This window comes from Sphingobacterium deserti (assembly GCF_000757725.1).
Classification (GTDB): Bacteria; Bacteroidota; Bacteroidia; order Sphingobacteriales; family Sphingobacteriaceae; genus Sphingobacterium; species Sphingobacterium deserti.
Genome location: NZ_JJMU01000052.1, coordinates 1 through 14,623, shown reverse-complemented (window position 1 = coordinate 14,623; position 14,623 = coordinate 1). Strand labels below are relative to the sequence as shown.

At 40.5% G+C, this 14,623-nt stretch carries 16 protein-coding genes and 1 tRNA gene; 5 read left to right on the top strand and 12 right to left on the bottom strand.

Features of this window, described 5'->3' with window-relative positions; translation table 11 throughout:
• Positions 1-236: 236 nt before the first annotated feature.
• The 6 genes from DI53_RS20085 to DI53_RS13610 form a co-directional block, all read right to left on the bottom strand.
• On the bottom strand, positions 237-377 hold the full coding sequence (locus DI53_RS20085; protein WP_206538040.1) for a transposase: 141 nt from the start codon (positions 375-377) through the stop codon (positions 237-239).
• 194 nt (positions 378-571) lie between these two features.
• A complete protein-coding gene (locus tag DI53_RS13630) occupies positions 572-1,261 on the bottom strand; it encodes a type 1 glutamine amidotransferase domain-containing protein (protein ID WP_206538039.1) in 690 nt (229 codons plus the stop codon).
• Between the two features lie 99 nt (positions 1,262-1,360).
• A complete protein-coding gene (locus DI53_RS13625; protein ID WP_081939462.1) occupies positions 1,361-2,287 on the bottom strand; it encodes a helix-turn-helix domain-containing protein in 927 nt (308 codons plus the stop codon).
• Positions 2,288-2,598: 311 nt separating this feature from the next.
• Positions 2,599-2,742: a hypothetical protein gene (locus DI53_RS20580; RefSeq protein WP_206538038.1), complete on the bottom strand. Its 144-nt coding sequence runs from the start codon at positions 2,740-2,742 to the stop codon at positions 2,599-2,601.
• An 89-nt stretch (positions 2,743-2,831) separates the two neighbouring features.
• Positions 2,832-4,199: an aldehyde dehydrogenase family protein gene (locus DI53_RS13615; RefSeq protein WP_206538037.1), complete on the bottom strand. Its 1,368-nt coding sequence runs from the start codon at positions 4,197-4,199 to the stop codon at positions 2,832-2,834.
• Positions 4,200-4,263: 64 nt separating this feature from the next.
• Positions 4,264-4,620: a hypothetical protein gene (locus DI53_RS13610; RefSeq protein ID WP_037500631.1), complete on the bottom strand. Its 357-nt coding sequence runs from the start codon at positions 4,618-4,620 to the stop codon at positions 4,264-4,266.
• A gap of 658 nt (positions 4,621-5,278) precedes the next feature.
• Between DI53_RS13610 and DI53_RS20365 the strand changes: the two genes are divergently transcribed.
• The 3 genes from DI53_RS20365 (at position 5,279) to DI53_RS13605 (ending at position 6,753) form a co-directional block, all read left to right on the top strand.
• Positions 5,279-5,422, top strand: coding sequence for a hypothetical protein (locus DI53_RS20365; RefSeq protein WP_157836784.1), 144 nt, complete (start codon positions 5,279-5,281; stop codon positions 5,420-5,422).
• Between the two features lie 9 nt (positions 5,423-5,431).
• Positions 5,432-5,572 carry a transposase gene (locus tag DI53_RS20080; protein WP_241462430.1) on the top strand — a complete coding sequence of 47 codons (141 nt, stop codon included), beginning with the start codon at positions 5,432-5,434 and terminating at the stop codon, positions 5,570-5,572.
• A 227-nt stretch (positions 5,573-5,799) separates the two neighbouring features.
• The gene (locus tag DI53_RS13605) at positions 5,800-6,753 is read left to right on the top strand and encodes an EndoS/ChiA family endoglycosidase (protein WP_037500629.1); all 954 of its coding nucleotides are present in this window, start codon (positions 5,800-5,802) and stop codon (positions 6,751-6,753) included.
• A gap of 420 nt (positions 6,754-7,173) precedes the next feature.
• On the opposite strand, the gene DI53_RS13600 is transcribed toward DI53_RS13605, so the two are convergent.
• From DI53_RS13600 to DI53_RS13575, 6 genes are all read right to left on the bottom strand, one after another.
• Positions 7,174-7,752: an AAA family ATPase gene (locus tag DI53_RS13600; protein WP_037500624.1), complete on the bottom strand. Its 579-nt coding sequence runs from the start codon at positions 7,750-7,752 to the stop codon at positions 7,174-7,176.
• Positions 7,753-7,999: 247 nt separating this feature from the next.
• Positions 8,000-8,443 carry a hypothetical protein gene (locus tag DI53_RS13595; RefSeq protein WP_052072406.1) on the bottom strand — a complete coding sequence of 148 codons (444 nt, stop codon included), beginning with the start codon at positions 8,441-8,443 and terminating at the stop codon, positions 8,000-8,002.
• Between the two features lie 340 nt (positions 8,444-8,783).
• Positions 8,784-9,428 carry an NAD-dependent epimerase/dehydratase family protein gene (locus DI53_RS13590; protein WP_037500622.1) on the bottom strand — a complete coding sequence of 215 codons (645 nt, stop codon included), beginning with the start codon at positions 9,426-9,428 and terminating at the stop codon, positions 8,784-8,786.
• Between the two features lie 255 nt (positions 9,429-9,683).
• Entirely contained in the window at positions 9,684-10,043 is a 360-nt protein-coding gene (locus tag DI53_RS13585; protein ID WP_131555278.1) for a DUF4345 family protein, read from the bottom strand.
• Positions 10,044-10,409: 366 nt separating this feature from the next.
• Positions 10,410-10,934, bottom strand: coding sequence for a GNAT family N-acetyltransferase (locus DI53_RS13580; protein ID WP_037500618.1), 525 nt, complete (start codon positions 10,932-10,934; stop codon positions 10,410-10,412).
• Between the two features lie 115 nt (positions 10,935-11,049).
• Positions 11,050-12,078 (bottom strand): helix-turn-helix transcriptional regulator, encoded by a 1,029-nt coding sequence (locus tag DI53_RS13575; protein ID WP_037500616.1) that lies wholly within the window; start codon positions 12,076-12,078, stop codon positions 11,050-11,052.
• 545 nt (positions 12,079-12,623) lie between these two features.
• On the opposite strand from DI53_RS13575, the gene DI53_RS13565 reads away from it, so the two are divergent.
• On the top strand, positions 12,624-14,045 hold the full coding sequence (locus tag DI53_RS13565) for an RtcB family protein (protein WP_037500612.1): 1,422 nt from the start codon (positions 12,624-12,626) through the stop codon (positions 14,043-14,045).
• Positions 14,046-14,303: 258 nt separating this feature from the next.
• Positions 14,304-14,376 (top strand) — tRNA-Lys (locus DI53_RS13560).
• Positions 14,377-14,623 lie beyond the last annotated feature (247 nt).

Sequence of the window (14,623 nt, the reverse complement as noted above, 5' to 3'; positions counted from 1 at the left end):
ACGAAGGCACAAGAAATTGTGCCTTTTCTGCGTTTTGGGGATTCGAACAGAAGGGTTGGTCTGGGTTCGATCCGTAGAAGGCTCAGGGCAGTGCCGGCGGCATGCGGGGCTGAGCCAATCCCAGCGGGATCACGAAGGCACAAGAAATTGTGCCTTTTCTGCTATTTAAGGGATTCGGACAGAAGGGTTGGTCTGGGTTCGAACAGATCATACCGAATTCTTGTGGGGAGATAAAACTAAGCATACAATTTCATTACCCTGTACAGAAAGAATTGTGTATCCCTACCACCCCAGAACACACTTCGAAAAGCCTTAAGCTTTGCATTGAAGGACTCGGCTGAAGCATTCGTGCTCCTGTTATCGAAATAGTGAAGGATTTCGGTATGATCCCTGCAATCGACCGGGCAACACGTTCAAAAGATGCTATACCGGAACTTTCTACCAGATTGTGCTACAGGCCAAGCGTGGTAAAAGCTACTTTCTTGTCCTTGCACCTATTGAAGATATCGCCAAGTGCCATACCCAGACCATACGCTTTCTTTAGCAGGGGAAATCGTAGAAACCAATAAGTTTATTTCTTTTCAAGTTGCTCTATAACCACTTTCGCCATTTCCCTTGAGCTGAACGGATTTTGCCCTGTTATTAAATTACCGTCGACAACAACATTGGAGGTCATAGGAATAAAAGCCTTCTTAAGATCTGCGCCACGCTCTTTAATGGCAGCTTCAAGATTGAATGGCACATCCCGTTTTCTTCTCGCTATAGTTTCTTCGAACCAGTCAAATCCGGTCATTGATTTTCCTTTAATCAGATACTCTCCGTCACTAAGCTTAACATTCAACAATCCACCTACTCCATGACAGATCGCAGCGACTTTCTTTTGTTTTTCATACTGATTCCTAACCATTGATTGTATAGTAGAGTCGTCTGGAAAATCGTACATCGTACCATGTCCCCCAGCTAAATAGATGAGATCATATTCTTGCTGGGTAAGCGCAGCGAGTTGTTCAATATTCTCAAGCAATAACCGAAAATCACCTTCGCTCCAATATTGTTCAGAAATTTTATCTAGTGTGAAGTGCTTTAGGCTCTCGGGATCTATCGGAACGTTACCACCCCGGGGACTTGAAATAGTAATCTCATAACCTTTCTCTTTAGCTGCATGGTAGATATGAGTGAGCTCACTAAGCCACAAACCGGTTTTTAAATTACCACTTGCGTAATTACCAATATTGGTTACTATAATTAAGATTTTCATCATGCCGATATTTTTTTAATATTACAAAGTTGATAAGAAATCATTGTTTGAGCGTAGCGGAATTACAGGTAGTTGTAACCGAATCTCTGTATTTAAATGCTATTAAATAGAGCAGCCAAATTTAATTGATGATCTAAATTCCAGTGGAGAAAATGATGTTCGGCTTTTAAAAAGACGGTGAAATGATTGCGGATGTTCAAATCCAAGCTGGTAAGCAATTTCAGAAACCGACATTGAGGTCATAGAAAGTAAATCTTTTGCTTTTTCTATCAATCGGCTCTGGATATGCTGCTGTGTGGTTTTCCCTGTTTGCACTCTTAACATATCACTCAGATAATTCGCACTCAGGTGTAGTTGATCAGCAATGAAATGAACTGAGGGTATACCATTAATGCTTAATCTATCATTTCTAAAATAATCATCCAATAACAGCTCCAGCTTTGAAAGAAGGTCACTATTTACCTTTTTTCTAGTCAAAAACTGGCGGTTGTAATAGCGGTTACAATATTTCAATAACAGATCGAGATTTGAGACAAGGAGATCCTGTGAGAATGTATCCATATTCCCTTCAATTTCACCCCCTACGTTACCTATTATATCAAAAATTGTTTTCTCTTCTTTTTCCGAAAGCTGCAATGCTTCATTCGCAGCGTAGGAAAAATAACCATATTCTTTAATATCGGATGCTAATCCATATCCATGTAGAAAATCCGGATGTACCAGCAAAACAAATCCTCGTACTCCATTAAGGATTATATCATCAAACTGAAGGACCTGATGTGGAGCAATAAAATACATAATGCCCTCATTAAAATCATAATAGTGCTGCCCATACCTGCATTTTCCACCCGCACAGTTTTTTTTCAAAGCAATAACATAAAAATCAGTAGTTATGGCACTAAGCATAGTATCCGGTTGCAATTTAACATCTTCAAAGCTAAACACACTGATCAATGAGTTTACAGGTCTCCTCAATCCCAAAAACTGATAAAGTGTGCCTATTGACGATACTTTCTCCGGAGTTTTCATATGCTGATTTTCAGATTTGTACACGACTAATTTAATTATTTATTTCGTTATATGAAAGATGTTTTTCTTATATTATACTAATACCTAGCCAATATGTTGTGACCTGAAAATCCGGAAATTTCTTTCTGAATTTTGCATCATCAAATATATTGTCATATGCATATCTGGGAAGAAGCTCTAGTAGTTCCTTCGCATTTTTATTGAAGAAAGAACCTATTTTGGACATCAATTTTGGGACAACCGCATATTTCAGATCGCTGCCGTAAATTACTGAAGCTATTCGGATAAATTCGTTATAGGTAGGATGGCTTTTATCCACCGGGAGATGCCTCGTCCGTGTCGTTTACTTTTGTTGCATCCCTACTAACAATCCGTATAGATGAAGTAAAATTTCTTTTAAGTTCTCTCGCGAGCTCCTCGCCAATCTGACCGTTAGCCCCTAATATCGTTTGCATGACTTTTGCTGTTTAAATTAGTATACAAAGTTCAGTAATCAGCCTAAAAGCAGCGTATCTGAATTAGTGAACTTGTAATAAAATTTCTATTACAGCACCTTTTTCAGCCAGTGCATCTTTTTATCTGTATAAGGAGGATATTTCCAGTCGGGCTCCCCCCACGTCGTTTTTTCGATAACCGATTTCTGATGGGAGAATGTTAGAAAGCCAAATTCACCGTGGTAGTTTCCGATTCCGGAATTCCCGACACCTCCAAAAGGGAGATAGTCATTGGTAATATGCATAAGTGTATCGTTGATACATCCACCACCGAAAGAAACCAATTTTAAAAGCTTATCTTTTTCTTCTTCATTGTTACTAAATAAATAAGCAGCCAATGGTTTTTCACCTTCGATTATTTTATTGAGAACATCATCATAATTACTGTAGGTGATAACCGGTAAAACCGGACCAAATATTTCCTCCTGCATCACAGGATCTTCCCAGCCTACATGATCCATAATGACAGGTTCAATGTAAAGGGACTCTGCATTGAAATTCCCGCCGTATATCACTTTTGATTGGTCTACCAGACCAAGGATCCGGTCAAAATTCCGTTTATTGATTATGCTTGTATAATGCTCGGCACCATCGGAATAATCAATTTCTTGAAGTTTCTCTGTAATCAATTGTAGGAACTTAGGCTTTACCGATTCCGCGACAAGCAGATAATCGGGAGCTATACAGGTTTGTCCGCCATTCAGGAATTTTCCCCAGACCAGCCTTTTTACAGCAACATCAAGATCTGCAGTTTCTGTGACTATGGCAGGCGACTTACCTCCAAGCTCCAACGTAACAGGAACCAAATTCTTTGCCGCAGCCTCGTATACAATTTTTCCGACTTTTGGACTTCCCGTAAAAAATATTTTATCAAACCGGAGCTTCAAAAGTTCCCCCGTTTCCGGAACACCTCCACGCACAACATGAAGATAGTTTGAAGAAAAATTAGTATTAATTAGATCCGCTAACAGGTGCATCGTATTTTCCGGAAGTTCGCTGGGCTTTATCATACAGGTGTTTCCGGCTGCAATCGCGCTGACCACTGGGCTCAATGTTAATTGATAAGGGTAATTCCATGCGCCAATAACAAGTGTAACTCCCAAGGGATCGTAATGAATATAACTCTTGCCGGGCTGTAAATTCAGTGCTGTTTTGACCTTTTTTGGTTTACTCAGCTTCTTTAGATTTTTTAGAAAAAAATCTATTTCATTATACACCAGGTTAAGTTCTGTAAGAAAGGTCTCGAATTTGCCTTTCCGAAAATCTTTATAGATCGCATCATAAAGCTGATCTTCATTTGTTTTCAAAATATGCTTTAACTTTACGAGCATATCCTTGCGAAAATCAATGTCCTTTGTCTGGTGAGAGTTAAAAAAATCCTTTTGTAACTTAAATATACTTGCAATATCCATTATCATAGTTCTAAGATTAAACCAATTATTTTTTTTCGTTATCGACAGGTGTAGAAGAGTCTAACGCCGCCTAGAGTTTCGGTTGATGGTCATATCGCACTAGTTTTCCCATATCCAATGACTTAATGAACTTTGATAACTGACCATTGGTAAGATTGAGTTTCTTCAACGTTTTCATATTAGCTGTATAGATCACTGTGATACTGCTGTTGCTCATATTGAAATTCGGAGAATATGTTACAAATCCAATCTCTTCCTTCTCTTTTTGTAAGCTCTTAAAGCAGCTAAAATCAATATCTAGTCTCTCTTTTTCAATGACTGATAACGCCCGCTTGGAACGAAAGCCATCATTAAGAACGTTTTTTGACACAGGAGCTTGATGATCTGCGAAATCAATAATAGTCTGCTCTGGTTTTATAGTATACATAATGATTTGTTTTTTTGTTTGCAATTAAAGAATTTGGATCAAAAATTTTGACATGCAGTATCATCAAAATTGACCGCCATCGCTTGTGAGCACATACTCGCAATTCCTATTGTCGTCAATATTCAAAAAATGTCCATACAATTTTATTTTCTACGACAAAGTTCACGACTATGAACACGACAGGAGTAGCTGGATTAGGGGAAGTTGTAACAAAATCTCTGTTTTTATTAAACAGGTATAAACTCAGATTAAAAAGTTTTAATAAATATAAAGAGTCTTTATGGAAGCACATTACCTTTTATATCTTAAAGCTGCATTGGGCAACGAACCTACTCCAATCATAAAATATAAATTGACTAGTTATGAATTTACGGAGAAATGGCTGATAGATGGTTTTGAGCGACAACCTATCTTTTATCCGAGATGGTGCGCAATCTAAATTACATGGATACCATGTCGTATTGAAACACGTTAAATACCGTGGCTTCTGTTCTTGCACCCTATACGGAAGCCATGGAAGATGCTAAGAAAGTTCTTATTGGTGTAGGCGGTGGGCCAGCAATAAATCCTTACCAAATTGGAACCTCTCGTTGACACCCACTTTTACACCGATCAACCAGCGCAACAACTATTGACTGCGTAGCACATCGCACAACTTATGAACCGATTTTTAAACTACCTGAGTGATCTGCTGCGCATGCATACAGGACGAAATACGCAGCAGCATATCAACCAGCGATTGATTGAAAGAGCAGGATACAAGTCTTTAACACCGTCTCAAGAACAATCAACATCACCATAAAAAGATATATTGAACTACTTTGACAATAAAAGCACAAATGCATCTGCGGAATCTTTTAATGCAAAGATTAGGTCTTTAGAAGTCAGTTCAGGGGAGTCGGTGATATTAATTTCAAGAATACGTTTACCAGCTCCCCAATGGAGCGCCTAATAAATACAAGCATGGAGTATTTGCTTTTAAAAAAATAATTCTTTGAATGTAAACAATTAAGGACAACAAATCCTGCCTGCAAGTTATTAAAGCCATTTTCACAGACATCAGGAAAACAAATAGGGAAATCAAAGATTAATAATTTTATATAATAACAAAACATTAACCGAATTCAACTGTATTATCACAAGTTAATCATTAAAAAGATAATTTAAACTTCAGTAATTATGACAAAAAAAAGAATGTGGACTCTTATTATGATAGGAGTATTAGGGGCAGCAAGCATTTTGTCCTGCAAAAAGGAAACGGTGTACACAGAGCCGGCACAACCAGTAGCAAACAATTTTTCGCTTAACTACCCGCTTTTCGCCGAGTATTGGGGTTTGCTACCTGAATATCAAATCGCTAATTTTGGATTAGTGAAGGCAGAAGATGTCCCCGATGGAACAAACATTGTCCACCTGTTCGTTTTCGACAAACATAAAGACGCGTCAACAGGAGCATGGGTTATTACAAATCGATTTGCTAGCTCTTACGAAGCCAAAGAACAGTCTGAAGAGATTCCCGCAGATATTGTAGAAGGCATTCGAAATATACAGAGCCGCGGCATCGCAGTGATCTTCTCTATATTCACACCCGACGTCCAAAATGAGCAAGATGCAGATGCTTTTGCTTCCGCCTGTTATGAATTCACGGAGAAATGGCAGCTGGATGGTGTTGAGATAGATTTAGAAGGCGTTCCAACAACACCTTTTCTTATTCCCGCCTTGGGAAAATATTTTGGTCCGGAATCGGGCAACAATAAAATCCTTGCTGTTGTAGATTTTAGCAACCACAATCTATCTTTTATCCGAGATGGAGCGCAGTATCTTAATTACATGAACACCATGACGTATTGGAACACATCAAGTACTGTGGCTTCTGTTCTTGCACCCTATGCGGAAGCCATGGGAGATGCTAAGAAAGTTCTTATTGGTGTAGGCGGTGGGCCCGCAATAAATCCAGGACAAGCGACACCAAGAGGTGAGGAGGTGAAGATAGCCCAATGGTTAAAAAGCAATTCACCAGGAACAGGAATGATGAACTTTATCATGGATGCCGATTATTCAACATTGGACAATGCAGGGAACGTCTCTCGAAGTATGCAATACTCCGAGGGAATCATTAATGCCCTAAAATAGTATTCATTAAAAACATCTGTCGTTATCACATAAGCATGACGGCATGGTAAAATACCGAAACACTATTAAAATTTGTCGCGTGAACCCCAAGATCAAAAAGGATGCTTGGGGTTCATCTATTTAACCACATACAATGACTAATATTGAACCGAGTTCTTATACGTAACAAGGAGCCATCCGATTTTGGAAATAGTTTTCAAATCGTGACTTCTGTTTTGGATGGCTACTAGCCGCTCAGCTAACGCTATTCATTCTTCGTAATCTAGGCTTCCCAACATTGTAGAGCATTAATTACTGTACCGAAGAACGTTCTTCCTAAGACAATTATACCATCCGTGCCTGCAAAATTATGGCTGCAGCACCGCTCTTTTGGCTCACGAACATGTTAACTTCACAATTTTTAAGAGGATCGATCGGCTGCTAACCAATTCTTACAGAACGGCCATTATTTCCCACCTGCTGCAGGATATATTGCATTCTTTCTTCGGGCGTAATTTTCGGGACTTCGACGATGTCGTATCCAAATGCGAGATAGGTTTCCTGCATGTTGTTGAAAGTAGCTTCAGCCTCACTCCAAATTTGCTTTCTTTCACTGTCTATTTCGTAAATCTCCTTCCAGGGCGGTAGTATGAAGACTTTGCTATTATAAGCATATTGTTTCATCAATGCTTTCGTTTCCTCTGTAATTGGGATATTCTCCATACCCATGTAGCAGATGGAATCTAACACGCCCCTATCGAAAAAAGTGAAACCTGTATTTTCGGAACACATCATATCATCGTAACTTTTCATAGACGCTTCAAGCATAAGCGCCGCGTACAGTGCTTTGTTTTTCCATGGTAAACCATCTTTTCGCGTTGCAATTTGGTCTCTTATTATTTTTCGCGCATCTTCTTCGACAATCTGAAATCCCTGTTGATGCAGCACTTCTATCAACGTTGTTTTCCCAACACCAGGCCCTCCAGTTATGACAATAAAATTTTCCTTTGTTCTTTTCATGCTGAAGAAGTTTTTTTATGAATGCTAAAAAAGTTGGAAATAATGGAATACATAGATCAGCTATAATGAGATTGAAAGAGGTGCAGTTTACTGCCCATACATCTTTTGTCTGCGGCAAAAGGCCGAATGGACTGCCACAGTTTCTCAAGGTGTTCTCAAATCGTTGATAAAATTCCGGATATCGGACAGGCAATGTGTCTGCGAGATATACGAAGTTGGTCTGGCCATCTGTTATCATTGTTGGAAATTATTCTTCATCACTATAATACTGTCCAAACCAATCCTCAAATACCGCTTGGTACTTGCTTTGTGCAGCTTCCATAAGCTCATCAGGTTCCTCAATTTGGTCGAGACCATAATTTTCCTTCACCCAATCCAAAAATTCTTCCAAATCCTCGCTCTCCTCATAATCTTCCTCATCCTTGTAGAAATAAACTCCATCAAAATCTACGTGTATTTCCGTATCGAAAGTAAGCAGATGCAGTAATTGCACAAAGTTCTCGGCGACGATATGCACGCCACCTTCATCACCAAAAACTACAATCGGCATTTCGCTCATCGGTTTAGCAGTGCCGTCGTTCCAGATCGCATAAAAAGAACCTGACCCGTTCGCCTGCGCAAAAGAGTATAATTGCGCCAAAAACGCTGGATCTTCACTCCAACTTTTCAGCCCCAACTTATCATCGATCAAAACACCAAAACCATCAGAATAGCTTTCATAGTAGGATACATTGTTTTGAAAATCGATTAGTTTTTCTAATTCAGTTGGGATCTCCGCAGACCCCCAATTTTCTCTAAATTTTGAACGTCCATATCTTGTTTTTTAGTCTATAAGGTATTCATAATAAAAAGTTTTGACAACGATTTCATGATTGCGGCCAAAGAAAAAAAACATCAAAAAACAAACCGCTCACTTGCATCCGTGCAGGAAAAGCCGTTTTAAGATATCCCAAAATACTAAAAAGAAATAAAAAAAGCAGTGCGGATATAAAATTCAGTTCTAAAAAGCACCAGGTTGGGATTAAATATTTTTATTTCGCTAGCATAAGAATATCATCCACCTCTAAAATTTGGGTGGGATACCCTTTTGATACCGCATTGATCATTGCTTTTCCGACCACCGACAGCTTTAAGGTTTTTGCAGAAATAAAAGGCGCAATCAGCGGCCCCATTATCTTGTAGAGCATTTTAACGTTTTTCTGCCCTTTAGATCCAGTCATAATTGCAGGCCGGAAATTATATTGTCCTTTAAAAGGCAGCTTCATCAATGCATTTTCCGTGCGCCCTTTCACCCTAGCCCACATCACTTTGCCCTTCTCGGTGCTGTCGGTACGGTTTCCAGATACATAGATGAATGTTAGCGCAGGATTGATTTCCGCAAGTGAAGATGCGAAAGGAACGACAAAATCAAAAGTTTTTTTGGTGAAACTTTCCTCGCTTTCACCCACCGAACTCACGCCGGCACAAAAGAAACAACCGTCGTACTGTGTCAGCATATCCGATTGATTTTTAACTTCCGAAAAGTCTTTTACAATAAGTTCTTTAAGTTTGGAATGCGTCAATCCACAATGCTTTCTGCCAATGACCAATACTTCCGATACCGCAGTATTGTCCAAGCATTCGAATAAAACGCCTTCGCCTACCATTCCCGTTGCACCAGTTATGATTACTTTCATTTTTCAATAAATTAACAAATCAAATCTCGAAAATAAAACCGAAACAATAGCAGTTAAAACGGCTGTATTTTTATTTTTTGAAGACAAAGTTCGACATTTTTATTGGGGCGTGTCCCTTTGCACCCCCCAACACACGAGGCTATAATGCGGCACGCAAGCGGGCCGGGCTATCCGCTATATCTTTTGTTTCGCCAATGCTCCACAAAAGAATGCCGCTTCTATCCCTCACGCAAAGCTCATCAAGCAGAAACGGGTTTAAGTTTTTTGCTTCCAGTACAAAAAACCAAACAAGCCCAAAACCGCCAATTCAATCAGCAGCCACCATATTTGTTTCATAAAAAATCCATTCAAAACAAGCCCCGCTAGCCGTGCCGCGATTACACCCAAGGTCAATGAGGCTAGCAACGCTGTTAGATTCAAGCGCCAGGACGACCAGTTATTGAGGCACATTAAAAATATGCCCAAGCCAATCAAAACTCCCCACATCACCCTCTTTTCGATGATCTCATACGGGGTAATTGATGTTGGAAACTTACCCAACAAATCTGGCTTAAAAGTGAAGATAGCACCTACCAGAAGCAATGCAATACCTGCTATTTTTAAGATTATTTGCATAACGAAAATTAAAATGATCCCGTATACGGAGCAGTCGCGCTTCTCTTTTATGGCAATAAGCGAAAAACATCGTCGCATCCAGCCTCGCCTCTACATTCAAAATTTCTAACATTTTTTTTGCGGCTGGAAATCTAGCGTGTAGGCATTGCTTTCTACAGGGCAAACAGAATTGATCCGTAAAATTGTCGTGGTCATCACCTTCCAAATAGGGATGTTTAGCATGCATTAGTTTCTTTGCGTTGTTTTTCAAAGTGAAACAATCTTATACACTCTATAATCAATTTTGAGCAACTTTAACTCTAGCCGATTGCTACCTATTACAATTGAGAAATTATCGTCACCTTCGGAAGGCAAAAGTTAGTTCGCTCAGCAAATCAAACTCAGTTTCATCATAATATCTGTTTGTTCATCATCCCCTAATTTAAAGATATGCTTATCAAACTCTACAAAACCGTTTTTCTTGTAAAAGCTAATTGCTCTGGGATTTTCCTCCCAAACACCTAACCATACGTAGGTAGCCTGTTGTCGTCTCGCGATTTCGATGGCTTTCTCATAGAGCATTTGCCCAACTTTCTTGCCATGATATTCGTTCAGCACATAAATCCGTTCGATCTCCACAGCTTTCTCGTCTTTTAATTCCGTTTGCGATTGGCCGAAGTTCAATTTCAGGTAGCCAATAACTTCTTCGCCAAGTTTTGCGAAATAGAATGCAGAATTCTCATTGTTTAGCTCAGCTATGATTTTATCAATCGAGAAACCATTTTCCAAATAATCCTGCATATTATCTTCCGTGTTGCTATCAGCAAACGTCTGGTAAAAAGTGTTCCTAGCAATCTGTTGCAATTGTGGAACTTCTTTTTCGGTAACCCTCGTTATTTCAATATTTTCCATTTCCAATAAAAATCATTTTCTTTTTTAATTCGATGCAACGATCTGTCCGCAGACGTCCTTTTCCTTTCCGTATATACCACGGAGCGGCAGAGATTGGCGGACTCAGGATCCGCCTTCAATCATACGAAGCTGATTCGCTGTACTTTTGCAACGTGCAATATGCCCTGCGCTTAATCTGCTCTTTGAGCCGCTTTGGAGCTAGCACTTCGATACATTCTCCAAAACCAAGTATTTCGCGTTCGAGCTCAAAATTTAACACAACATCCAGGCGCACCAAAATACTGCCATCATCTGCCGTTTTTAAAAGCTGTTGCGAGTCGTGGATTGGCTTTGTTAACACATAGGGCGCATTATGTTTGTCAACGCGTAACACGACGCGCTGCCCCCTATCCTTCTCCGATTTCGTTACCCCAATGGTGTCGGCGTAGTAGCGTTCGAAATCAACCCCATTGTATTCCACAAAACCAGACTTGCCCATTTCCGCAACATCTTCCATCCTATCCAAAGCCAGGGTAATTAGCGTCTTTCCTTTTTTCGGCTTACAGATCAGGAACCACCTATTTCTATACTCCTTGAGCAAGTAGGGAAAATACACCGCATCTTGTGCCGATTTCGATTTGAACGATTGGTAAGTAATCAGAAGTGGCGTCTTTTCACGTATAGCCTTATGCAGGGTTGTTATCCAGTTCAAGCCTTTTAACAGCTTGTTGCTTTCCATTTGTATATAGGAAACAGCATCGTCTCCCTTGGATAAATTGTTTTCCAATCTCGCGATCATATCGCTCATTTCGTCAAAATAAGAAAATCCATTCAGATGCTTTAATATATCCACCGCTTCTTTCATTTTAGACATATCGCTGTCCGATAAAGGTGAATTGCTTATGGAATAGTTAGGATCTTCATAGGTGTAGAATTTCCGCTTTAGCACCTTGATGGGGGCGTTATATCCTAATTTGGTGCTTCGCATCAGTTGGATATCACCTTGTATTGTCCGTTTTGAAACGCCACTATGGATGCCTTCCAGTTCATACAATCCGTCCGAAACTTTTTCAATGAGGTCATCCAACGTCCATTTGCGATGCGTCTGCCGAAGACAGTCGTCAAGAATTTTATAGCGAATTAGCGCCAGTTTGTTGATGGACATACAGTATTCGATTTAGAAAATAGTCTTTTAAAGTTAGGCAGTTTATTTTAACTACGCAATGCATCTGCGCAATAAATCCATTCGAATACTAGTTGTATGGATTTATAAAATTTACCACACTTTCTTTCAAGCAGTTGCAAAATAATAGTTAATACACACGCTATTACGCAAAACAGCTGCGTAGCAGCAGTAGCACCTTTGTATTGTTGAGTATACAAATACTTACCAAAATAAAAAATGCCGCCAGCCTCGCACTGAAGCATTGTATGAGGCAACTAAGGCATTTGTTTATAAAGTGAATTGCGAAAGAGGCGCCAGGGATAACGGAAAGAGGTTGTTGTCCCTTGCATTCAACCCGAAAGATTTGAAATAAAGAAGCAAAAAATGGAAAAGACAATACAAGATAAACTTTTTGAGATAGCGCAGCATTCTGCAATAGGGTTGTTGTATACTCATGAATGTTTACATACAAAAAGAACCTGATACCGAGAAGCTGGAAGTGCTTCTTGTGAGCATAAGAAAACAACTGTACAATACGTAAAACAATGGAAAATAAAAGAATTAATGGCAACGATTTGATTGCCTTAGGCTATAAAGAAAACCACGCGATGGGTGTGGCGTTAAAGATCAATAAAAAAAGACTCGGGTTTACCCGCGATCAGATGTTAGTCCACTTCAAAAATGTATTGGAAAATCCGGAAAGCTATGTCCATGATAAAATATTTAAGCCCTTGGCAGAGGTACTTTTAAACATTGAAGCCATTACTCGGGAAACAATTTCTTTAAAAGAGGTCCCTGTTGCATACAGCGTTTACGGCGAAGAACATATTGAAGAAGGCGCGAAAAAGCAGATGGATACCGCCATGACACTTCCCGTGACGGTTGCTGGTGCCTTGATGCCGGATGCGCATCAAGGTTACGGCCTACCGATTGGGGGTGTGCTGGCCACGCATAATGCTATTATCCCGTATGGTGTGGGTGTCGATATCGGCTGCCGAATGGCATTGTCTGTTTTTGACTTGCCGGCCAGCTACTTGGAAGCCAACCACGATAAGTTGAAGCAGATCGTGCTTACCAATACGCGTTTTGGCGCGGGGAACGGTTACTTGAAACAGGAACGTGTAGATCACGCGGTTTTAGATAATCCTTTATTTGAAACGCACGACTTGGTTCGCTCATTAAAGGATAAAGCTTGGACGCAGTTAGGTTCCTCTGGTGGTGGAAATCACTTCGTGGAGTTCGGAGTTATGGATTTCGCAGAGAAAGATGAAGCCTTGGGCGTTGAGCGTGGTAAGTATTTAGCCTTGCTGACACATTCTGGTTCTCGCGGATTGGGGGCAACAATAGCTGATTATTACACGAAGCTAGCGAAGCAAATCTGTAAACTCCCCTATCAGGCACAAAATCTTGCTTACCTAGATCTGCAAACCGCAGAAGGTCAGGAATACTGGTTAGCGATGAATCTCGCGGGTGATTACGCTTCGGCTTGTCATCAGGTGATTCATGATAAGATAACGCGTGCATTGGGCGCAACGTTATTGGCTAAAGTGGAGAACCACCATAACTTTGCTTGGAAAGAAGAATTCGAAGGACAGGAAGTAATCGTCCACCGGAAAGGAGCTACTCCGGCGGGTGAAGGTACTATGGGAATTATTCCCGGATCGATGGCTACGCCGGGATTTTTAGTCCGCGGAAAAGGAAAGGAGATCGCCATTAACTCTGCTTCGCATGGTGCTGGCCGCCTGATGAGCCGTACGCAGGCCATTAAAACTTTGCAAAAAGGGCAGCTAAAGCAAATGCTGGACGATGCGGGTATTACTTTGCTGGGCGCCGGAATGGATGAAGCACCTATGGCCTATAAAGATATTCATACGGTTATGTCCGCGCAGGTTGATTTGGTAGATGTCGTGGCGACTTTCTCCCCAAAAATTGTGCGTATGGCAGATGATGGCTCGCGGGAGGATTGAGTTTAAGGTCGTATTTATATTCACCAGCAAATATGAAAAGCCTTGACATACGTGAAGGCTTTCTTCTTTGAGCACTAAGTGAAGCGTATGATCGAAGCCCTCCTATTTTTATAAACCGCTAAATACTGCCTATTAGACTGATTATCAACAAACTTAAGAGACATTACCAAAATATCTCAAATTTTATTTGGCATAACCCATATTTTTCATACCTTTGCATCACTTTAAACAACGGAAGATTCCTTCTGAAATTTAACCGATTCTGTAGCTCAGCTGGTAGAGCAATACACTTTTAATGTATGGGTCCTGGGTTCGAATCCCAGCGGGATCACGAAGGCACAAGAAATTGTGCCTTTTTTGCGTTTTGGGGATTCGAACGGAAGGGTTGGCTTGGGTTCGATCCGAAGAAGGTTCAGGGTTAAGTTTGGGCCATGCGTGGCTGAACCAATCCCAGCGGGATCACAAAAAAGCTCAATCGAAAGATTGGGCTTTTTTTGTGCGCTGGGATGAGAACCCTTGGGTTCGAACACGGCGGAGCTCGTTGCGGCGCTGTGTGCGGGCTGCGTGGGACGCAACAT